This window comes from Desulfonispora thiosulfatigenes DSM 11270 (assembly GCF_900176035.1).
Classification (GTDB): Bacteria; Bacillota; Peptococcia; order Peptococcales; family Desulfonisporaceae; genus Desulfonispora; species Desulfonispora thiosulfatigenes.
Genome location: NZ_FWWT01000020.1, coordinates 33,895 through 56,805 on the forward strand (window position 1 = coordinate 33,895; position 22,911 = coordinate 56,805).

At 30.9% G+C, this 22,911-nt stretch carries 21 protein-coding genes; 18 read left to right on the plus strand and 3 right to left on the minus strand.

Going from position 1 to position 22,911, the window contains the following annotated elements; genetic code table 11:
• Positions 1–36: 36 nt before the first annotated feature.
• The 17 genes from mreC (at position 37) to B8965_RS08245 (ending at position 16,369) form a co-directional block, all read left to right on the plus strand.
• The gene (gene mreC, locus B8965_RS08165; RefSeq protein WP_084053524.1) at positions 37–960 is read left to right on the plus strand and encodes a rod shape-determining protein MreC; all 924 of its coding nucleotides are present in this window, start codon (positions 37–39) and stop codon (positions 958–960) included.
• Positions 957–1,436 (plus strand): rod shape-determining protein MreD, encoded by a 480-nt coding sequence (gene mreD / locus B8965_RS08170; protein WP_084053526.1) that lies wholly within the window; start codon positions 957–959, stop codon positions 1,434–1,436. Before mreC ends, mreD begins: the two co-directional genes overlap by 4 nt.
• Positions 1,437–1,460: 24 nt before the next feature.
• A complete protein-coding gene (locus tag B8965_RS08175; protein ID WP_084053528.1) occupies positions 1,461–3,458 on the plus strand; it encodes a penicillin-binding transpeptidase domain-containing protein in 1,998 nt (665 codons plus the stop codon).
• A 196-nt stretch (positions 3,459–3,654) separates the two neighbouring features.
• Complete coding sequence (minC, locus tag B8965_RS08180; RefSeq protein ID WP_084053530.1) at positions 3,655–4,308, plus strand: septum site-determining protein MinC; 654 nt, start codon at positions 3,655–3,657, stop codon at positions 4,306–4,308.
• A 17-nt stretch (positions 4,309–4,325) separates the two neighbouring features.
• Positions 4,326–5,123: a septum site-determining protein MinD gene (gene minD / locus B8965_RS08185; protein ID WP_084053532.1), complete on the plus strand. Its 798-nt coding sequence runs from the start codon at positions 4,326–4,328 to the stop codon at positions 5,121–5,123.
• A gap of 13 nt (positions 5,124–5,136) precedes the next feature.
• A complete protein-coding gene (minE, locus tag B8965_RS08190; protein WP_084053534.1) occupies positions 5,137–5,421 on the plus strand; it encodes a cell division topological specificity factor MinE in 285 nt (94 codons plus the stop codon).
• 19 nt (positions 5,422–5,440) lie between these two features.
• On the plus strand, positions 5,441–6,571 hold the full coding sequence (gene rodA, locus B8965_RS08195) for a rod shape-determining protein RodA (protein ID WP_084053536.1): 1,131 nt from the start codon (positions 5,441–5,443) through the stop codon (positions 6,569–6,571).
• Between the two features lie 101 nt (positions 6,572–6,672).
• Entirely contained in the window at positions 6,673–7,350 is a 678-nt protein-coding gene (locus tag B8965_RS08200) for a response regulator transcription factor (protein ID WP_084053538.1), read from the plus strand.
• A 201-nt stretch (positions 7,351–7,551) separates the two neighbouring features.
• Positions 7,552–9,222 (plus strand): Na/Pi cotransporter family protein, encoded by a 1,671-nt coding sequence (locus tag B8965_RS08205; protein WP_084053540.1) that lies wholly within the window; start codon positions 7,552–7,554, stop codon positions 9,220–9,222.
• A 73-nt stretch (positions 9,223–9,295) separates the two neighbouring features.
• A complete protein-coding gene (gene pnpS / locus B8965_RS08210) occupies positions 9,296–11,062 on the plus strand; it encodes a two-component system histidine kinase PnpS (protein WP_084053542.1) in 1,767 nt (588 codons plus the stop codon).
• A 150-nt stretch (positions 11,063–11,212) separates the two neighbouring features.
• Entirely contained in the window at positions 11,213–12,058 is an 846-nt protein-coding gene (locus tag B8965_RS08215; protein WP_084053544.1) for a phosphate ABC transporter substrate-binding protein, read from the plus strand.
• Between the two features lie 59 nt (positions 12,059–12,117).
• Positions 12,118–13,020, plus strand: coding sequence for a phosphate ABC transporter permease subunit PstC (pstC, locus tag B8965_RS08220; RefSeq protein ID WP_084053546.1), 903 nt, complete (start codon positions 12,118–12,120; stop codon positions 13,018–13,020).
• Complete coding sequence (pstA, locus tag B8965_RS08225; RefSeq protein WP_242941964.1) at positions 13,017–13,868, plus strand: phosphate ABC transporter permease PstA; 852 nt, start codon at positions 13,017–13,019, stop codon at positions 13,866–13,868. The genes pstC and pstA overlap by 4 nt, the downstream gene beginning before the upstream one ends.
• Positions 13,869–13,872: 4 nt before the next feature.
• Positions 13,873–14,628, plus strand: coding sequence for a phosphate ABC transporter ATP-binding protein PstB (pstB, locus tag B8965_RS08230; protein WP_084053548.1), 756 nt, complete (start codon positions 13,873–13,875; stop codon positions 14,626–14,628).
• A gap of 22 nt (positions 14,629–14,650) precedes the next feature.
• Positions 14,651–15,307 carry a phosphate signaling complex protein PhoU gene (phoU, locus tag B8965_RS08235; RefSeq protein ID WP_084053550.1) on the plus strand — a complete coding sequence of 219 codons (657 nt, stop codon included), beginning with the start codon at positions 14,651–14,653 and terminating at the stop codon, positions 15,305–15,307.
• Positions 15,308–15,407: 100 nt separating this feature from the next.
• Positions 15,408–15,629 carry a FeoA domain-containing protein gene (locus B8965_RS08240; RefSeq protein ID WP_084053552.1) on the plus strand — a complete coding sequence of 74 codons (222 nt, stop codon included), beginning with the start codon at positions 15,408–15,410 and terminating at the stop codon, positions 15,627–15,629.
• Positions 15,630–15,709: 80 nt separating this feature from the next.
• Positions 15,710–16,369 (plus strand): DVU0298 family protein, encoded by a 660-nt coding sequence (locus B8965_RS08245; RefSeq protein ID WP_084053554.1) that lies wholly within the window; start codon positions 15,710–15,712, stop codon positions 16,367–16,369.
• Positions 16,370–16,387: 18 nt separating this feature from the next.
• Here the strand turns inward: B8965_RS08245 and B8965_RS08250 are convergent, their stop codons facing one another.
• From B8965_RS08250 to B8965_RS08260, 3 genes are all read right to left on the minus strand, one after another.
• Complete coding sequence (locus B8965_RS08250) at positions 16,388–18,193, minus strand: heme NO-binding domain-containing protein (RefSeq protein WP_084053556.1); 1,806 nt, start codon at positions 18,191–18,193, stop codon at positions 16,388–16,390.
• Positions 18,194–18,334: 141 nt separating this feature from the next.
• Positions 18,335–19,801: an aldehyde dehydrogenase family protein gene (locus tag B8965_RS08255; RefSeq protein ID WP_084053558.1), complete on the minus strand. Its 1,467-nt coding sequence runs from the start codon at positions 19,799–19,801 to the stop codon at positions 18,335–18,337.
• Positions 19,802–19,956: 155 nt separating this feature from the next.
• A complete protein-coding gene (locus B8965_RS08260) occupies positions 19,957–21,618 on the minus strand; it encodes a PucR family transcriptional regulator (protein WP_084053560.1) in 1,662 nt (553 codons plus the stop codon).
• Positions 21,619–21,727: 109 nt separating this feature from the next.
• Here B8965_RS08260 and nirJ1 point away from each other — a divergent pair, with 109 nt between their 5' ends.
• Positions 21,728–22,906: a putative heme d1 biosynthesis radical SAM protein NirJ1 gene (gene nirJ1, locus B8965_RS08265; protein ID WP_084053563.1), complete on the plus strand. Its 1,179-nt coding sequence runs from the start codon at positions 21,728–21,730 to the stop codon at positions 22,904–22,906.
• Positions 22,907–22,911 lie beyond the last annotated feature (5 nt).

Genomic DNA, 22,911 nt, shown 5'->3' on the forward strand with positions numbered 1-22,911 from the left:
TAATTAAAAGTTACTAGAGATAGGATAGGTGTAGAAATGTCTCGGAAAAGAAAAAAAAGTTACATTTTTATAATAGTATGTATAGTTCTTTTTGTAGTCTTTTTAAATATTGCTAGATTAACTGGTGCAGAAAGAGATTCTCTTAGCAGCGTTGAGAAGGGAATTAAATATGTTGCTGCACCGATACAAAATGGTGCTACCTCTATTATCCAAAGTATAAAGGACTTTTTTGGAGTTTTTGAAGAGGTTGACTCTTTAAGGAAAGAAAATGCATCTTTAAAAGGACAAATTAGTAGAAAAAACAATCAAATTAATACCTTAAAAGATTATCAAATAGAAAATGTTCGTTTGCGTAATTTTCTAGAATATAAAGAAAATCATAGCCAAGACTTTAATGTAGCAACAGCAAAGGTAATAGCAAGAAATCCAGGAAACTGGTATAAAACTATAACTATTAACTTAGGAGCTGAGGATGGGATATTAAAAAATATGCCTATCATTACTCCTGATGGATTAGTAGGTAGGGTTATTAGTGTTGCTCCTAAAACTAGCGATGTTCTCTTAATATTAGATCAAGAAGGAGCAGTAGGGGCGAAAATATGGGAAACTAGAGATATACCTGGTGTTGTTGAGGGAAGTGGTGATGGTAGTTCCCTGCTTTCAATGATATATTTGCCACATGATGCAGACATTAAAATTGGCCATACAATAGTAACTTCGGGTTTAGGAGAAATATTTCCACAAGGGCTTAGAATAGGTACTATTATTGAGGTGCAAAATGATGAAAGTGGTCTTATGAAAAAAGCCAAAATTAAACCATTTGCAAACTTTAGTCGCTTAGAAGAAGTTTTAGTAATTTTAAAAGTTAAAAGTACTTATGTTGAAAAATTACCCGATATTGTAGAATCTGAAGATTTAACTGCACAACCTAATCAAGCTGAGGAGGAGTTGGTTCAGTGAAGGTAGCTATTTTGTTCCTCGTAGCTTTCATTAGCCTAATTCTAGAATCAACTGTTTTTAATGAGTTTACTTTACTGAAAATTAAGCCAGATTTACTATTAATATATGTGTCCTTATTTGCTTTACAAAAAGGTAGTAAAAAAGGAGCTAGCTTTGGTTTTGGAATAGGTCTATTAGAAGATTTATTTATGGCTAAATTTATCGGAATGAACGCTTTAGTCAAAGCAATAGTTGGTTTTGGAATTGGATTCTTGGAAAAACGTATTTACAAAGAAAATTTTTTAGTGCCTATAATCATGGTTATGGTAGGAACTATAATAGCAGGGTTTGGATTTTATATTTTATCCTTGATTTTAGGTATTCCTATAAGTATTAATCATTTTAAGGTAATTGTGCTACCGATGTTACTTTACAACATTTTATTAACTCCAATAATTAAATTTGTATTTTTCAAGACAAATATACGAAGATATTAATATTAGATAAAAGGAGGTTAGTCCTTGGATACCAAGCGAAAAAGATTTACGGATAGAAAAGTAAACACATACATTGTGCTAATCTCTATTTTGTTTTCCGTAATGATATTACGATTAGGATGGCTGCAATTAGTTCAAGCAGAATTATATAAAACAAGGGCGCTTGAAAATAGGGTGAGACTGATTCCTATACAAGCACCAAGAGGTAATTTAATGACAAGTGATGGAGTAGTATTAGCAACGGATTATCCTACTTATCAAGTCTCTTTAACTTATACCCCAAAATCAAAAGAAACAGATGTAGTTAAAAACTTAGTTGAAATTTTAGATGATCCGGAATTAACAGAAAAAAGTATTAATGAACTCATCAAAGAAAGATCTTCAAGATTATATGAACCTATTATTATAAAAAGAAATATTTCAATAGAAACTGTAACGAAATTAGAAAGTTACCGCAGTGAGTTGCCTGGTATGAGTATAGACCTTGCCCCACAAAGAACTTATTTATATAACGGATTAGCAGGGCATGCTTTAGGTTTTATAGGGGAAATCAGTAAAGATGAGCTTGGAAAAGAAGGTTACGAAAATTATAAATTAGGTGATCTTTTAGGAAAAGCTGGTGTTGAAAAAGAATATGATAAGTATATCAGAGGAAAAGATGGATTTCGTCAAGTAGAGGTTAATGCTAAAAACAGACCAATTAATGAAATGACTACTGTTTCTCCAGAAGCAGGAAATAATATTGTATTAACTTTAGATTATGATTTGCAAAAAACTATGGATGATTCTTTTGATTCTGTTCTTGCAAGTTTACAAAAAAATTCGCGTTCAAGAAAAGCGAATGCAGGTGCAGCTGTTCTTTTAGATATAAAGACAGGAAAGGTACTAGCTATGACGACTAGACCTAATGATAAAATTAGAATCCAAAACAAGGCTATCCAAGGTAGATATATCCCAGGATCAACACTTAAAATGATTACGGGAATGGCTGCTTTGGAACAAGGAATAAATACTAATGAAAAAATCAAATGTTCAGGAAGATATTGGAAAAAACCATATATAAAATGTACAGGAGTACATGGTTATTTAAATTATTATGATGCAATTGCAAAATCCTGTAATGTTTATTTCCAGGAAATGGGGAGAAGGGTAACGGTAGAAAACTTTTCACTTATGGGAAAAGAAATGGGATTAGATAGGCCTACGGGGATAGATCTTCCTTTTGAAAATTTAGGAGATAACCCATTTCAAGGCTTACCAACAAGTGAAAAGAGGACTCAATATTTTGAGTGGGCTAAAAAAGTAACAAATGAATCTCATAAGAAAAAAATTCAAGAAAAAGAAGAAGAATTTAATAGAATGATTGCTGCTACTAAAAATGAAAAGGATAAGGAAAAGATTCGTAAAGATAAAAAAAATACTTTAGCAAGGTTAAATGCACAGTGGAAAATTGATTTAAAATGGAATTCTAATTGGCATGAAGTAGATACATTTAATATTGCTATAGGTCAAGGCAGGCAAAACTATACACCAATACAACTTGCAAATTATGTAGCAACTATTGCAAATAATGGAAAAAGATACAAACCTTATATTGTTCAAAGAATAGTTGATGCAAAAGGTAAGGTTGTAAAAGATTTTGCACCTGAGGTTTCAGCTATTGCTAATGTATCACCAAAAACCCTTGCTGAAACTAAAAAGGCTATGTTAAGAACTACTGATCCAGGTGGAACGGCCTCTTTTCTATTTAATAGATTCCCTCCTGAGTACAAGGTAGGAGCAAAAACGGGGACAGCACAACCTGGACAAGGTTACGGTAAAGGTGAATATAACGGTGTATTTGTAGCTTTTGCCCCAGCAAATGATCCTCAAATAGCATTTGCAGGCGTTGTAGAGTACGGGTATAGCGGTGGAGGATCAGCTGGATTAATAGCAAAAGCTGTTTTTGAAGAGTATTTTAATTTAAATAAAAAAGAAAGTATAGAGGAAACAAAGATTCCAGGTAATTTACGTGTCGATTAATAAATAATTAGAATAAAAGATATAAAGAAGTAAATATTTTGTCTTCTTATGACAAAATAAAGGGGAAAAAAACCATCCGTTATATGCAGGGATTGCTAGTGCTTTGTAGAATTAACTCACTAGAAGAATAATCAATTTGTACTTGTAATTATTAACAAAAATATAATATTTTAGGTAGAATAGGTGGGCAATTGAAATGGAAGCAATCGAGTTTAAGGGTAAGAAGGAAGGAGTATTTGTTTTATTAGATTGTTCATTAGAATTTGATTATCTTTGCAATAAAATTACAGAAAAGATAAAAAATGCAGATTCGTTTTTGGGAAAAGGTATGGAAATAATAATTTCATTACACAATACTGATCTAAATATGGAAAACAGAAATAAATTAAAAAGTTTATTTGAATCTTTAGATTTAATAGTAAAAAAAATTATACCACCGATTGAAGAAAATATAATAAATATATCTGAAAAAATAGGTGTATTTCAGGATATAATAGAGGATGAAGATAGTATCTTAACAAATGGGCCGACATTAGTTCTAAAAAAGAGTTTGCGTTCAGGTCAAAATATAAGTCACAATGGTACAATAATTATTTTTGGTGATGTTAACCCCGGAGCAGAAGTAGTCGCTGAAGGACATATTATTGTTATAGGTGCACTTAGAGGTATAGCTCACGCAGGTGTAAAGGGAAACGATAAGGCGATTGTTTTTGCTTTTAGACTACAGCCAACTCAGCTTAGAATTGCCGAAATAATAACCAGAGCCCCAGATGGAGATCAAATGATTCCAAATGATCCTGAAGTCGCTAGAATAAAAGACAAAAGAGTAATCATTGAAAAATACGCTTAAAGCAAGGGGGATATAGTATGGGTGAGGTTATTGTAATTACATCAGGTAAGGGTGGTGTAGGGAAAACTACAACCACGGCTAATATTGGAACGGCTCTAGCGGCTATAGGAAAAAAGGTAGTGTTACTTGATACGGATATAGGACTTAGAAATTTAGATGTTATAATGGGATTAGAAAATAGAATTGTTTATGACATAGTAGATGTAGCTCATAAAAATTGCAAACTTAAGCAAGCTTTAATTAAAGATAAACGTTTTGCTGGTTTATATTTGATACCAGCGGCTCAAACTAAAGATAAAAATGCTATTTGTGCTGAAGATATGGACAAACTATGCGAGGAATTGAAGCAAGATTTTGAATATGTAATAATTGACTGTCCGGCAGGAATAGAGCAAGGATTTAAAAATGCTATATCAGGAGCAGATAAAGCATTTGTTGTAACCACTCCAGAAGTATCTGCAGTTCGAGATGCTGACCGTATCATTGGTCTATTAGAAGCAAATAGTTTAAAAGATCCTAAACTAATTATCAATAGAATTCGTCCAGAAATGGTTAAACGTGGAGACATGATGAATATTGATGATATGATCGATATATTGGCCATTGACATGATTGGAGTTGTGCCGGAGGATGAATATATAGTAGTGTCGAGTAACAAAGGTGAACCAGCTGTTTTGGATATGAATTCTAAGGCAGGACAAGCATATCGAAATATTGCCAAGCGTATTTTAGGAGAGAATGTACCTTTAGTCAATTTAGAACAAGAGGAGTCTGTCTTAACTAAGTTTAAAAGGTTATTAGGATTTAAAGGGTAAAGGAGGGGTGAATATGCATAGTTTTTTGAAAAGTCTTTTGGGAAAAGATTCTTCTGCTGGATCAAAAAATGTGGCAAAAGAAAGATTAAAACTTGTCTTAGTCCATGACCGTGCGACAATATCACCTAGCTTATTAAAAGATTTAAAAGAAGATTTAATAAGGGTTATATCTAATTACATGGAAATTGATCAAAAGGCTTTAGAGGTAGACTTGAATAATGAAGAAAATGAAGTCGCTTTAATAGCAAATATACCAATTATTAGAATGAAAAGAAATTACATGGATTTACAAGCATAATAGATGAGGGTGGCAAAAAATGATTGAATATTATAAGAGAATATTAAAAAAACTTGATTATACCCTTGTTGGAACAGTAGCGCTCATCATTGTGATGAGCCTATTTGTTTTAAATAGTGCCACGACACATTTAGCTAGTTCTTTTTTATTAAAGCAAGTAATGTGGATTGTAATTGGAATATTAAGTGTTTTGGTAATGTTAAGGTTTAACTATACATTTTTGGAGAAGTATACAAAACAATTGTATGTTTTAAATATCCTTATTTTAATATCTGTTATGATTTTTGGTAAGGAAATTAAAGGAGCAAAGTCATGGATAGTATTACCGGGTGGACTTGGAAATATTCAACCCTCAGAACTATCAAAACTCTTATTAATAATTACATTTGCTAGTTTTCTTGCAAAAAATCAGGGAAAATTCAAAAGACTTACAAATTTTATACCAGCTTTTTTATTTGGTGCGATTCCTTTAGCTTTAATTTTAAAACAACCAGATTTGGGTACCACTTTAGTTTGTATTTTTATTATGGTTGGAATGATGTTTGTAGTAGGAGCTAACCCTGTAATTTTAGGAGTAACTTTTGGTGGTGGAACAGTATTTGCTCTATTTTACATATGGGGTTATCTTAAATATGACTGGTGGTTGCCATTAAAAAAATATCAGTTAAATCGGATTTTGGTACTTTTTGATTCTAGTATAGATCCAAGGGGAGCAGGATGGAATGTATGGCAATCCAAGATAGCTATAGGAAGTGGTGGTCTTTTTGGCAAGGGACTAGGTGAAGGTACTCAAAGTTTAGGAGAGTTTTTACCTGAACAATGGACTGATTTTATCTTTGCTGTGTTTGCTGAAGAATTCGGCTTTTTAGGAGCCGGTCTTTTACTTGTATTATTTTTCATTGTAATATATAGAGGTTTAAAAATAGCTAATCAATCTAATGATTTATTTGGTAGTTTAATAGTTGTTGGAGTATGTTCGATGTACGTATTCCATATTTTAGAGAACGTAGGAATGTGTATAGGGATAATGCCAGTTACAGGCATACCATTACCTTTTGTTAGTTATGGAGGTAGTGCCATGCTCACAAATATGCTTGGTTTAGGATTAATCTTGAACGTTTATGTAAATAATAGAAAAATGTTATTTTAATGCCGCAGATAGCGGCATTTTTTTATCTAAACTATTTTATTAATTAAGTTTATGGGGTATTATTTAGTTAATAACTATTTTTTTCAATTGAGGTGTGCAAATTGAATACGATACTTGTAATTGAAGATGATCCTAGTATTAGAGAACTTTTGGCTTTTAATTTAGAAAGAGAAGGATTTCAAGTAAAGCTTGTATCAGATGGACAAGAAGGTTTAGAAATGATTAAAAAAAATTGTCCAGATTTGCTAATTCTAGATTTAATGCTTCCCTTTATGGATGGAATGCAAATTTGTAGAAACTTAAGAAAGGATCAAAAATTAGCTCATTTACCTATAATTATGTTAACTGCAAAAGTAGAAGAAATTGATAAAGTACTAGGCCTTGAGATGGGTGCAGATGATTATGTTACGAAGCCATTTAGCATAAGAGAATTAATTTCTAGGGTTAAAGCTCTGATAAGAAGAAGCTCTAGTAGTACAATTACTAAAAAAGAAAATATACTAGTTCGTAGTTTTTTAAAAATAGACTTAGAAAGGTATAAAGTTTATGTAAAGGATAAAAAAATAGATTTAACTTATAAAGAGTTTCGGTTATTAAGTCTCTTGGCAGAAAACCCAGGCAAGGTATTTACTAGAGAGTATATTTTAGAGTATATATGGGGATATGAGTATCTAGGAGATACGAGAACCGTAGATGTTCATATAAGACATATAAGAAAAAAAATAGGGGAAAATTTATTAGAAACAGTAAGAGGTGTAGGTTATAAGTATAAAGAATAATTATACTTATCATTTGTGGTGCGAGTTAGATTTTATAAAAAATAAAATAGTAAAGCCTAGGTTTTTGTCGAAAAAGCAATTAACAAGTATAATTAACTATGTTACTATTAGTATTGTGCGAAATTTTCATAAACACTAACAAAAAATGAATACTTAATATTTTAAAATTTAGTAAAAAATCTGAGTGAAAGGCGGTTTACAATGGATGTAACCTGGCAGTATATTATATTTAATTTTGTAGGCGGCTTAGGTTTATTTTTATTTGGAATTAAGTCTATGTCAGATGGATTACAGTCTTCAGCTGGAGACCGGATGCGACTTATCCTTGAAAAGGGAACTAAGACTCCGATAAGAGGAGTTTTGACTGGGTGTTTAGTAACAGCCCTGATTCAAAGTAGTAGTGGAACTACCGTTTTAACAGTAGGATTAGTAAATGCAGGTCTTTTGCCTTTGCGCCAAGCTATTGGTGTAATAATGGGTGCCAATATTGGTACTACAGTAACAGCATATTTAATTGGTTTTAAACTAAAAGAATATTCGTTACCTATTTTAGCAATTGGTGTTTTATTTTTATTATTTAGTAAGAAAAAACGAATTATTTATCTAGGAGAAATACTATTTGGTTTTGGTGCCTTATTTTATGGCATGGATGTAATGGGACAAGGTTTAAAACATTTAAAGGATGCCCCATTTTTCTTAGATTTAATGATTGGCGTTGACAATAATCCTATAATGGGAGTTTTAATTGGTATTTTATTTACAGCTGTTGTTCAAAGTAGTAGTGCCACGATTGGGGTATTACAAGAACTTGCTAATCAAGGGGTAATTACTTATGGGCAAGCTATACCAATATTATTTGGAGACAATATTGGTACAACTGTAACTGCCGTTTTAGCGGGGATAGGAGCTAGTGTAGCTGCTAAAAGAGCCTCTTTAACGCACTTTTTATTTAATTTTATCGGAACATTAATTTTCTTACCCTTATTTTTATCAGGATGGTTTATTCCATTTGTAATCTTTGTTACAAATAACATTTTTGCTATATTGCCAGGATCAGCTGGATTATGGGAAACCCTTAATATTAAAATGCAAATAGCCCAAACACATGGAATATTTAATTTGTCTAACACATTAATTCAATTACCATTTGTTGCTCTACTTGCTATTATAGTTAGTAAAGTAATTCCAGGAGATGATTCAGCAATTACCGCTAGACCTGAATATTTAGAACCAAGATTACTTGATAATACTCCTGTAGCTTTAGCAAATGCTAGTAGAGAAACACTTAGAATGGGACGTATGACTAGTGAAATTTATAATCACTCCGTAGAATACTTTTTTACTAGAAAAGATGTAGATAAAAACATAGCTCTACAATATGAGGATATAGTAGATCAGTTAGAAGAAAAAATTACTGATTATGTATTAAAGGCTACATCAGGTCAAAATCTAAATGATATAATGTCTAATAGAAGCCATGCCATATTACATGCTGTAGGCGATTTTGAACGTGTAGGAGATCATTGTATCAATTTAGTGGAGTTAACTGATTATGTAATTGAACATAAAATTGCTTTTTCTTCAGGTGCATTAGATGATTTGTTAGAAATGATGAATAGAGTTAGTAATATTTTCTTAAAGTCTTTAGAGGCCTTTAAAACTGAAGACTATGATTTAGCACGAGAAGTTGTTAAGAATGATGATATTATTGATGAAATGGAAGATAAATTGCGTAAAAGTCATATTTTTAGGCTTAATAAGGAAACCTGTAATGGAACTTCAGGTGCAATTTATATTGAACTTTTAAGTAATTTAGAAAGAATAGGAGATCATTCAGTAAATATTGCTAAATATATATTAGAACAGGAATAAGAGATGGTTATAACCATCTCTTTTTTTATAATAATTTTTTACTTTAAATCAATTATACGAAGGAAGTGATATAATGAAATTTCGTATACGGACAAGGATAGTAATAACATATTTGTTGTTAATTGTTTTTTCTATGTCTATATTAGGTACAGGGTTAATTATTCTTTTAGAAAAATATTTTACAGATAAATTAGAAAATCAATTAGAAAGAGAAGGTTATTTAGTTTCTTCTATTATTTATGATGATCTATTAAAAGAGCAATATAGTGATATCGATAATATTGTCAAAAATATAGGTAAAAAGCTTAATACAAGAATCACAATAATATTAGCTGATGGTATGGTAGTAGCTGATTCTAACTATGAACGTAAAAAATTAGAAAACCATATTAATAGGCAAGAAGTACAAGAGGCCTTGCAGGGAAAAACTGGTATAGTAAAACGATTTAGTAGAACGGTCAATATAAATAATATGTATGTAGCACTCCCTATAAAGGCTAAGAACTCTTTTATAGGGGTAGTTCGACTTTCGTTACCTTTAACAGAAATAAATAAAACATTATTTAGTTTAACATTAATTTTAATTACTACTATTTTTATTGCAACTAGCATAGGTGTACTACTTAGTATTAGGTTATCAAAAACCATTATTGAACCAATTAAAGAAATTAGTAAAATTGCTGATAAAATAGCTAAAGGTGATTTAAAACAAAAAATATTTTGTCCTACACAAGATGAATTAGGTGCTCTCTCACGATCCATTAATGTTATGACAACATCATTAAAAGAAAAAATTATTGAAATAACATCTAGTAAAAATAGAATAGAGGCTATACTTAATAATATTTCAAGTGGTGTATTAGTTATTAACAAAGAAGGAATTGTCCAAGAATTAAATCCTCAAGTAGAAAAAATATTTGGAGTAAATAAAGAAAAAATTATTGGTGAAAATTTTCAAAAAATTATTAGAAATTATGATTTTCAGGAAAGCATAGAAAAGACAGTAAGTGAAAAGGTAAAAACTAATTGTGAATTAGCACCCATTTACCCAGGGAGGTGTATTTTAGAGGTATATATTACACCTATTATCCAAGAAAATAAAGTTAGGCAGGTAGCAATTATATTTCATGATATAACCTCGATTAGACAGGTTGAAAAAATGAAAAGTGATTTTATAGCAAATGCTTCTCATGAGTTAAGAACTCCAATCACAGCAATTAAAGGATTTTCAGAAACACTTTTATCTGGTGCAATGGAAGAAAAAGCTTTAAGGGAACGATTTATTGGGATAATTGATAAAGAAGCTGAACGCTTATGTTGTTTAACTAATGATTTATTAGATTTGTCTCAGTTAGAGAGACGAAATAAAGAAATAGATATGCAAGAAGAAGATATAACTTCATTATTAAAAGTATGTAGTAAAAGATTAGAAACTAAAGCAATTAATAATGAAATAAATATTAATTTAGATATTGCTAATGATTTACCTAAAATAAAGATAAATAAAAACAGTATTTATCAAGTTATAATAAATTTAATTGATAATGGTATTAAATATAATAAAAAAGGTGGAATTTTAAATATAACTGCCAAAGAAGAGGGTAGTTATTTACTAGTGAGTTTTAAAGATACTGGTATAGGTATTTCTAAAGAAGAATTACCACGTATTTTTGAACGCTTTTATAGGGTTGATAAAGCTCGTTCAAAAGAGATTGGGGGCACAGGACTAGGACTAAGTATTGTAAAACATATTTTAGATATGCAAAAGGTAAAAATAAGTGTAGAAAGTCAGTTAGATAAAGGAACTATGTTTACATTATATTTCAAATTAAAGGAGTAAATAGCAGATAATTTAAATAGGAAAAAAATTCGGGATCTGATCCCGAATTTTTTTTTAACACAATCTTAACAAATGTATAATGTGGATTTAATTTTAGTTTGTTATTTTTATTACAGACAAAATAAATAAAAGTTTTAGGGAGGAATATTAATGTTTAAAAAATTAAGTTTGCTTTTAGTTCTTATTTTATCTTTATCTGTATTTTTAGCAGGTTGTGGAGAAAAAGAAGAAATGGCTGATGATAAACAAGAAGGTTTAAGTGGCCGTTTAAAATTAGCAGGTTCAACTTCAGTACAGCCCTTAGCTGAAGAACTAGCAATGAGATTTATGGAATTAAATCCTAATGTAAAAATTGAAATTGCTGGTGGTGGATCAGGTGCTGGAATAGAATCTGTTGCTGGAAATGGTGTTGCTGATATTGGAATGGCTTCTAGAGAATTAAAAGAAGAAGAAAAAACTAATAATCAAGATATTAGGGCAATAGTAATTGCTAAAGATGGCTTAGCTGTTATAGTTCATCCTGATAATGAGGTAAGTGAGTTAAGTACAAAGCAGGTTAAAGACATATTTACAGGAGAAATAACTAATTGGAAAGATGTCGGCGGTAAGGATGCTGGTATTACGGTTATTAATAGAGAAGAAGGTTCAGGTACAAGAGGAGCATTCCAAGAGCTAGTATTAGGAAAAGAGGGTAATTATACCACGAAAGCTGCAATCCAAAATTCAACCGGGGCAGTAAAAGAAGCAGTTAAAGCTGATCCAAATTCAATTGGCTATATTTCAATGGGTTCTTTAAGTGAAGATGTAGTAGGAGTTGTAATTGATGGAGCTAACCCAACAACGGAAGCTGTAAAAGATGGTAAATACCCAATCTCAAGACCCTTTAACTTTATTATTAAAGTTGAAGCCCAAGGTTTAACTAAAGCATTTATTGACTGGGTTTTAGAAAATGAGGGTCAAAGTATGGTTAGCGAACAAGGATTCATTTCTCTCTAAAAAGGTGGATATATCCACCTTTTTCAACCTAGAGTAATATTTCTTAATGAGGTGGATTAATGAAAAAAAAATCTGAATTAATTGTAAAAATTATTTTGTTTTTTACATCTATAATAGCTGTATCTACAATAGTATTAATTACTTTTTTTATTTTCAAAACAGGACTACCGGTTATTCAAAAATATGGTCTTTGGAATTTTTTACTTGGCTCTACTTGGAATCCAACGAAAGAAATTTATGGAATTTTACCTATGGTTATTGGTACGTTTTATGTCACCTTTTTAGCACTAGTAATTGGAATCCCATTTGGTATATCTACAGCGGTTTACTTGGCCGAAATGTCTTCTGAACAAGCTAGTAAGATTATAAGACCTGCTATTGAACTTTTAGCTGGTATTCCTTCGGTAATATACGGTTTAGTTGGGATGGTTGTTCTTAATGATATTATGAGAAATATAGAGAGAAATTTATTGGGAAATATTTTACCTAAAGAATATCAATGGGGTTATAGTGTTTTAAGTGGTGGAATAATTTTAGCAATTATGATTTTACCAACAATAATTAATATCTCAGAAGATGCTCTTAGAAGCGTTCCTCGGAAATATAAAGAAGGTGCATTAGCTTTAGGAGCAACTCATTTACAAACAATCACCAAAGTAATAATCCCAGCAGCTAAATCTGGAATCGTTTCAGCTGTTGTCTTAGCTATGGGTAGAGCTCTTGGTGAAACAATGGCATTAATTATGGTTATTGGAAATATGCCTGCAATCCCTAAACATGGGCTGTTAAGTATATTTGCTCCTATTAGTAGTTTAACAGGAGTAATAGCCTTAGAAATGGGTTATGCTGGACCTAATCATAGGGCAGCTTTATTTGCTGTAGGGATAGTATTACTTTTTTTCATAGCTAGTTTAAATATATTTGCTATGTTTTTTATTCGCCGAGGAGGTGAAAAAGTATGATGTTAACAGTACCAAGGGGTAAGGAAAAAATAGCCTCTTTATTATTAACTTTAGCTGCTTTTTCTACGGTTTTAATTTTAATGATAATAATCGGATATGTAATTTTTCGGGGTATAAATCATATAAGTTTGGATTTTTTACTAGATCGCCCACGCAAGATGGGGTCTGAAGGTGGAATTTTTCCGGTAATAGTTGGTACTTTATATTATGCTATTTTGACTATTAGTATTGCAACTCCTATAGGTGTTGGAGCGGCAATTTATTTACAAGAATATACCAGAGGAAATACTTTAACTAAAATAATTAGATTTGGAACTGAAATTTTAGCTGGCATTCCTTCAATCATATTTGGTTTGTTTGGTTATGCTTTTTTTGTTGTTTTGCTTGAGGAATATACAAAAGGTTGGTCTTTGGTTTCAGGGTCATTAACAGCAACATGTATGATTTTACCGACTATTATTAGAACTTCCGAAGAAGCTTTAAAAACTGTTCCAAGTTCATTTAGAGAAGCAAGTTTATCATTAGGTGCTAATAGATGGCAGACCATTTATAAAGTTGTGCTGCCAACGGCTATTCCTGGGATATTAACAGGAATTATATTAGGAATAGGAAGAGCTATCGGAGAAACTGCAGCGTTATTATTAACTTTGGGTGGTACATTATTAAGTCCAGAATCGGCATTTGATGGAGCAAGAACCCTTTCTATGCATTTATATATGGTTGCTTTAGAAACGGGTAATATGGATGTTGCTTTTGCCACAGCGGTAGTGCTTATTATCCTAATTTTCATTATTAATTTTATCGCAAATTTTGTCATAAATAAAATAGTTGCTCATCAGAGGAGGTAATAAAATGAAAGTTAAATTATCCGCTCAAAACTTAAATTTACATTATGGTTCATTTCAAGCCTTAAAAGAAATTAATATAGATATTAAAGAAAAAGAAATAACAGCTTTCATTGGTCCTTCAGGTTGTGGAAAATCTACATTTTTAAGATCCTTAAATCGAATGAATGATTTAATTAAAGGCGTTACTATAGATGGAAATGTATTAATTGATAACCAGGATATTTATAGTTCTAAAATTGACGTTGTGGAATTGCGAAAAAAAGTAGGAATGGTCTTTCAAAGTCCTAATCCTTTTCCTATGTCAATTTATGATAATGTTGCTTATGGACCTCGTGTCCATGGTAATAAAAATAAGAGAAAGTTAAATGAAATAGTAGAAAAAAGTTTAAAACAAGCGGCTTTATGGGATGAAGTTAAAGATAATTTAAATAAAAGTGCTCTTAGTTTATCAGGAGGACAACAGCAACGTCTTTGCATTGCTAGGGTATTAGCTGTAGAGCCTGAAGTATTATTAATGGATGAGCCAACATCAGCACTTGATCCTATATCAACTCTAAGGGTAGAAGAATTAGTACAAAAGCTAAAAAAGGATTATACTATCGTAATCGTTACTCATAACATGCAACAAGCCGCACGGGTATCAGATGTTACAGCATTTTTTTTAACAGGAGAAATAATAGAGTATGATATCACTGAGAATATTTTCACAAAGCCTAAAGATCAAAGAACTGAGGATTACATCACAGGTCGTTTTGGTTAAATAGATTAGAGGAGTGATATATATGTCTAGAACCTTATATGCGAAAGCTTTAGATGAACTTGAAAAACAAATATTAAAAATGGGTGGGTTAGTTGAAGAACAAATTAATTTATCAATCATGTCTTTAGCTAATCAAGATTTAGAATTAGCAGAAAATATAATAATAAAAGATGATATTATTGATAATTTAGAATTAGAAATAGAAGAAAGATGTTTGAAATTAATAGCAACACAACAGCCGATGGCTAAAGATTTAAGAAGAATTAGTGCTGGCCTTAAGATTATTACGGATTTAGAAAGAATAGGAGATAATGCAGTAGATATTTCTAAAATAACAATAAGAATTGGCACAGATAAATTAATTAAGCCATTGATTGATTTACCCAGAATGGCATTAATAACTCAGGAAATGTTAAAAAACTCATTAGATAGTTATATTAATGGGGATGTAGAATTAGCTTTGACATTAGCAAAAAAGGATGATCAAGTAGATGAGCTTCATAGTCAAATCTTTAGAGAGTTAATAAGTTATATGTTTGAAAATCCGAAAAACATTAATCAATGTGCACATTTATTATTTGTGAGTAGATATTTAGAAAGAATAGCTGATCACGCAACTAATATTGGTGAAAACGTAATTTATATGGTAAAAGCTGAAAGAAGAAGTTTAAATAATTAAATTTAGAAAAATTGTTCCCAATAGTAGACATAATGGCTAATATCTCATATAATTATAAATAACTTATTTTAATTACTAAGATATGAATGGAGGATGATGTATGTCTGAAATCTTTAGCTTAGCTAGATTAAAAGTTGGTCAAATTGGTGAAATTGTTGAGCTTAAGGAAGAAGCACTGGTTCATAAATTAGGGATTGGAAAAGGTATGTCAGTAATTGTTCTCCAACAAGCTGTAGATTGGTTGGTTCAAATCGGTTATAATCAATTATTTTTAAGTAAAGATACACTAAACAAAATACATGTTAAAGAAGTTAATGTATAAAGGACCTGATTATCAGGTCTTTTTATATATACAAACAAATAATGAAAAGAACAGATAAGTTACATGTAGGAGGGGTAGCCATGATTTCTAAAAAGAATATCAAAGAACTAATCTTACAAAAAGAATATGATCAAATTATTTCATTAGCATATCAGGATCATAAGAAAGTATTAAAATATGTACAAATGAATTTATTTGGAAATTTTAATGATCCTTTGAAATGGTATACGATAGAAACTATAGGAAAATTAGCTAAAAATTTTGGTAATGAACATCAAGAATTATATTTAAATTTAATACGTCGTTTTATTTGGGCAATGAATGATGAAAGTGGAAATGTTCCTTGGGGTTCAGCTGAAGGAATGGGAGCAATAATCTCAAACAACCCGGAAAATTTTCGTAGTTTTACCTCGATTTTAATTTTAAATGCTTTAGATAATTTTATATGCTTTCCAGGCATGTTATGGGCAACTGGCGTAATTGCTGAAGAAGATAAAAGCTTAGTAATTCCTTTTATTGATAAATTAATTCCTTTTATAGAGTCAAACAATCCTCAAATACTTGCTTATGCTATTATTTTAATGGAAAAGACGGATCAGGTAGGACAAATTGATAATTTAAAATACTTAGAAGGTAAAGAGGATAAAGTAATAATATTTATTGATGGAGAATTAGTAACGACTACAATAGGTGATTTAGCCAAAAAGTCAATTAAAGTACTTGAAAACAAATCCCTGTGATTAATCACAGGGATTTTATTATATCTTGTATTTTTTTAATTCATCTCTAAATCCGCTAGTTAGACCTTCAAGTTGATGAATATAACTAGTTAAATCTTTAAGTTTTTCTGAATAATTCATGACATTTGCACTCATTTCTTCACTAGAGGCTGAGTTTTCTTCGGCTATAGCTGCAAGTGTATGGATATTTTGAAACATTTGAGAAATATCTTCAGTTTCTTTAGCCAATTTATCAACTAAGGAAACAATTGTATTTGAAACATTTGTAATTTGTTCTGTTGATTCGGTATTATCTTTTACTGCCTTTTCTAAATTTTGATTACTGTTTTCTAAATGGATAAATTGCTCTTGTACATTTGAAACAAGTTTTGCCACTTCGGTTATAAAATATTGTAAGTTTTCATTAATAGTTTGTACGGCCCTTTTGACATCATCAGCTAGTTTTCTAATTTCTTCAGCTACAACGGCAAAACCACGACCATGCTCACCAGCTCTTGCTGCTTCAATGGCTGCATTTAAGGCTAAAAGGTTTGTTTGGTCTGCTATAGATTCGACCGTAGTTGCGATACCCATAATATTATGCACTCTTTCAGAAAGATCAGTTCCTTGTTTATTGACAATTTGGTACTCATCTTTAGTTTGGAGCAGTAAATTTGCAACCTTTTGCACTTCGACATAAGATGTTTTAATATTTACAATAGCAGTTTCTAATTGTTCCTTACTTTTTAGTTCCTCTTCAGCAATTTGATTAAGATTTTCAATATTTTCAGTGAGAGTAGATACTGATTTTTCAGTTTCTTCTGCTTGATATACAGCGCCCTCAGCCACTTGTTGGACTACACCTTGAATTGTGTCTGATACTTGTTCCATTTGACTTGCGATGTCACTAAACTTTTTCGTAAAAGAATGTAAATCATCAGTGCCACCTTTAAGGAATAGAAAGTCTTTTTGAATATTTTCTTGTAAGGTATTTAATTGTGAATTAATTATTTCTAAGGAATCATTTGTTATAACCAACTTTCGCTTACTAAAGTCTGAATTTTCCATGTTTTTAATTTGTTCTTGAAGGGATTTAAGCGGTTTTAACATAACGTTGCTAACCCCAAAACTAGCAAGGAATATAACTAAGGAAAGCAATATTGTTTTAAAGGAGAAGGATCCTGTACCTAAAGCTATAAGAGGTAGGGATATTAATCCTGTGCTAACTGCTATCTTTAAGGGTAGTTCTTTGATTCCTAAAGAAAGTCTTTTTGTTAGATTATAGTTTTCCGTTGTTTGCTCACCTTTTTCAAGTATAAGTGAGACTTTAATAAAATGCTTGTTATCTTTTATACCTTTATCTAATATTGTAACATCTAATTTTTCTTTAAAGTATTCGGCACTACCCTCTAAAAGCCCTAAAAAGTAATCAAATAATCCTCTTTTGGAGATATAAGTAATTTCTATTTGTTTTGGAGAAACTTCAGTAGCTATTAGTCTAGGTGGTGTCGCCCCAGGAATCTTTTTAGTTAATTGCCTGTGAATTTCATCCATAGCTAATAAAAAATCTTTAAGACTTGGTCTATCAAAATAAGAAGGAAACCAACTTTCAAAGGAATAGATATTTTGTTTTCCAATTTGTCTCCATATTTCTGCTTTAGTTTTATTTACCTTTTTGCTGATTAAACTAATTATATTAAAAGCTTCGTTATCAGCAATATCTTCGGTAGGAGAGATGATGCGGTCAGGTTCCCAATTATTCTCTTTAAGTACTTCATCAACTAATTTATTACCAAAAAAGCTCTGTAAACTATTTATCCAGGTGCCAACTACACTACCTTTCAATTTTAATCACCTCATTATTATGTTTATAAGACAAAATTCTACAAAACTTAAAAATTACCTGTTTTATTATTATTCTAGATCATTATTACTGTCACAAAAATTAAAAAAGTCGCTAATAAATAGCGACTTTTAATTTTAAATTTAATTTTTACCATAAAAACGAACTGTACAAGCTTTTCTTTTAGTGAAGAAATCGACAGCATCTTGTCCTTGAGCTTTTATTTGGCTACCAAATAATGAAGATCTTGTTCCTCCAAATGGTAAGTAAGGCATTGAAGCTGGAACTCCTACGTTTACCCCGATCATGCCTGAATTAGCTTCTCTTAAGAATTTATGGGCATATAAGCCACTTTCAGTAAAGATTGATCCTCCATTACCGAAATCTGAGTTATTGAAAAATTCAAGTGCTTCATCAACGTTTTTAAATTTCATTAAGGATACAACTGGTCCAAAGATTTCATCAACTGCAATTTTCATATCAGGAGTAACTTCAGAAACAATTGTAGGTCCTACAAAATAACCATTTTTATTCTTTTCAGGAAGAGTAGGATTTCTACCATCAAGTGCTAAATTAGCTCCTTCTTTTAAAGCAAGATCTATATAATAATGACATCTATCAACTGATTTTTGTGAAATAACTGGTCCTAAGAATACATCTTCATCTCTAGCATCGCCAATTTTTACTTCTTTAGATGCTTTAATCATTCTTTCTTTAACTTCATCATATACATCTTCTACTGCAGCCACAATTGATCCTGCCATACATCTTTGTCCTGCTGCTCCATATGCTGAATTGATATAATTTTGGATAAAACCATCCATATTTGCATCTTCAGCTACAATCAAAGTATTTTTAGCTCCTGCTAATACTTGACTTCTTTTTCCAGTTTGTGCACTTCCCTCAGCAACTATTCTTCCAACTGGAGTAGAACCAACAAAAGCCATAGCCTTAATTATCGGACTATTAAGCATAGCTTCTACAACAGGCTTGGTACCATTTACTAAGTTAACTACACCTTTAGGCAACTTGATTTCTTCAAATATTTCCATGATTTTTTGCATGAATAAAGGAGACTGTTCACTTGCTTTATAAACGATGGTATTACCACATCCTATAGCATAAGGGATAAACCAACCAAATACCAAGGCCGGAAAGTTAAATGGTGCCAAAGCCCCAACAACTCCAATTGATTCTCTGATAACTTCTCCATCGACATCTTCATTTATAGCAAATTTATTACCTGTCATCATTAGAGGAATACCACAAGCAGTTTCTGTAATTTGAATTGCACGATTTACTTCAGCTCTAGCATCACTGATATGTTTAGCTTGGTCAATAGCAATGCTTTGTGCTAATTCTTCATGACGCTGCACCAAAGCATCACGTAAATCAAATAAATATTTAACTCTTTTTTCCATACTTACATTTTTCCAAGTCTTAAAAGCTTCTTCAGCAGCGCTAATAGCTGCTTCAACTTGATTAGTTGGTGTAATTGGAACTTCACAGATTTCTTCACCTGTTGATGGGTTATATACCTTTAAATATTCAGCGTCTGTATGTGAAACCCACTGCCCGTTAATATAATCTTTTAATTTACCAAAGTGCATGATCTTTACCCCCTCAAATTAATGGTTATAAAATAATTAACTTAAATTTAATATTAGCTTTATTACTATAATATGTTTTTTTATTCCTTTTTACAACTTTCAAAATGTTAAGACTTTTTATTAATTTATTGTACAAAGTGTCTAGGAGGATAAATTTAGATATTTAGGTAATCATAAGTATATAGGGCAATTTCAATCATTACGCGTTTTTCTGGTAGTAAAAAATCTGTACCTAATAATTCTTCGATTTTCTGTATTCGATTATATAGTGTTTGACGAACTACATAGAGTCTTTGTGCTGTTTCTTGTTTATTACAATTACATTCTAAAAATACTTTTAAAGTTTGTATTAATTTACCATCATGCTGGTGGTCATATTCGATGATAGGCTGGAGATAATCTGTAATTAATTCATTTATAAAATCTTGCTTATCTAATAAGGGAATTATGCGATAAATATGAAGATTATTATAAAAAAGTATATCAGTATGCTTAGCTTTTTGTTGTACAGATAAAGTCTCTTTAGCAGTTATAAAGCTTCTGTTTAATAGCTTTAATTTATTCACAACTTTACCTAGGCTAAAGGTTAATTTAAGATTATTTAAATGTGTACTTCTGCCTTCAATAGTTCTTTTAAGCTCATTTATAGATTTTGTGATGCGTTCTTCACAAGTTTGCGAAAGACTAGTATCTAAAATGATAAATGCAATTTGATTATTATTAAAATAATTTAGAATGTATAGTCCATGTTGTTTAAAAAATGGACGAGCTATAATAGTCATGTGAAGCATAAAATCTAGTGAAATATTATTTTCTTGGGAGTTTGCAAAACTCATAATACAGACTACAGCATTTATCGGTGTGAGATTAGGCTCAAATTGGTTTAAATAGTGGTTAATTTGTGTTTCAGGGAGTAAACCATGAAGCCAATCTATAATCCATTTTTTATTTTCTTTTTTATATCGTTCCTTTTCTTCTATAAATAAATTGCGCAATAAATCTTGAGCTAAATTAGAATTGCATTTTTCTAAAGCAAGCAATTGCATTTTATTTAACTTTTTATCTGAGAAAAAGGCTAAGTAAGCAAGTTTATTGTTATTTGCCGTTATTTCTATATAGGAAAATTTACTATCATTTGCAATTTGAACTACATTTTTTGGTGGCGAATATTCTTTTAAATAATTAATTAAATTTAAGATATTTTCTTGCTCGATAGAAGCAAGAGGAGGCATAAAGTGTCTTTCTCCCTGAAGGGGAATGTACACTACATTTACATCTAAATAATTATGAAAAAAAGAAAGTATATCTTTAAGGTCATGAGGGGCAAGCAAAATATGATTTAATTCATCAAGAAACTTTTCAAGTTCTAAAAATAATTGATAATCTTTATTAATAAAGATTGTATGCAAATTATACATAATGTCTATATTTCGTACTTCTTTATAAAAAACTATAATTGGGAAGTTATGTTTATTAGCTAATTTAATAAATTCTTGGGGAACTTCCTTATATTGATAACCTAATTGTAAGCATAGTGCTGAAACGTTCCGATCAATAAGTTGTTTAATAAAAACCAAAACATCTTTCTTATTTTTCCACCCGACACCTGTAGTAAAAATCATAACATTGTCATTAACAAAATCACTAATTTGCGTTATCTTTTTTTCGTTAGCTAAATCACCTACTTGGATAATTTCAAGAATATGTGCCCATTCTACTACCCTGGTAAGGTCAGCGGTATCGTTAACAACTTTAGCATTTTTAAAATCAGGCAATTGTAATATGTCGTTTACCGTAAGTTTAAAATTATATACCATCTGTTTATCGCTCCAATTTAAATTTTCTAATTTATAAATAATTATATCACTAAAAAAGGCTAAAATCTGATAAACTATAAGGGAGAATGTTAATTAAGGAGGCAGCCAAGTGATTAGTTTTAGTAGACTATTAAGTGGTAGTAATAATTTTGGTGACTCTCTACGCTATAATAAAAATACTAAAGGAGCAATTCATGGTACAACAAACAGCAGGGGGCCTGTTGTTGTGTGGAATTGTACAAAAACGTGTAACCTTAAATGTATTCATTGCTATGCAGGGTCTGATCATAATAAATATGATGGTGAATTAAGTACAGAAGAAGCAATGAGATTTATAGATGATTTAAAGGCATTTAATGTACCAGTTATTTTGATTTCTGGTGGAGAGCCTTTTATGAGAGATGATATACTCTATCTTGCTGAGTATGCTAATAAACAAGGAATAAGGACAACCTTTTCAACAAATGGAACATTAATAAATAAAAAAACAGCCCAAAAACTAAAAGAAATAGGGGTTGGCTATGTAGGGATCAGTTTAGATGGAATAGGCGAAAATAATGATAAATTCCGTGGTCAAAAAGGAGCTTTTGATCTAGCTTTACGAGGTATAGAAAATTGCATGTCAGTAGGACAAAAGGTAGGACTTAGATTTACTTTAAATAGACATAATTTTCATGAGTTGGGTGATATATTCAACTTAATTGAAGAAGAGAAAATTCCAAGAACCTGTTTTTATCATTTAGTTTATTCTGGTAGAGGTAGTGAAATGGTTAAAGAAGATTTATCTCATGAAGAAACTAGAAAGGCTATAGATTTCATTACTGAAAAGGTTCGTTATTTTGATGAAAAAGGAATTACTAAAGAAATATTAACTGTTGATAATCATGCTGATGGTGTTTATTTATATCTGAAACTTTTAAAAGAAGACCCAGAAAAAGCTAAAGAGGTATATGAACTTTTACAATTAAATGGTGGTAACCGTACAGGTATTGCCATTGGAGAAGTAGATTGGTTTGGAAATGTCCATCCTGATCAGTTTACACAAAACTATACATTTGGTAATGTTAAGGAAACAAAATTTAGTGATATTTGGACAAATACATCTGATCCTATATTAGGTGGCTTAAAGGATAGAAAACCTTTGTTAAAAGGAAGATGTGCTAAGTGTAAGTGGCTAAATATTTGTAATGGTAATTTTAGAGCTAGAGCAGAAGCAATACATGAAGATTACTGGGAATCTGATCCAGCTTGTTATTTAACCGACCAGGAGATTGGTATAGAGGGGTAGATTGA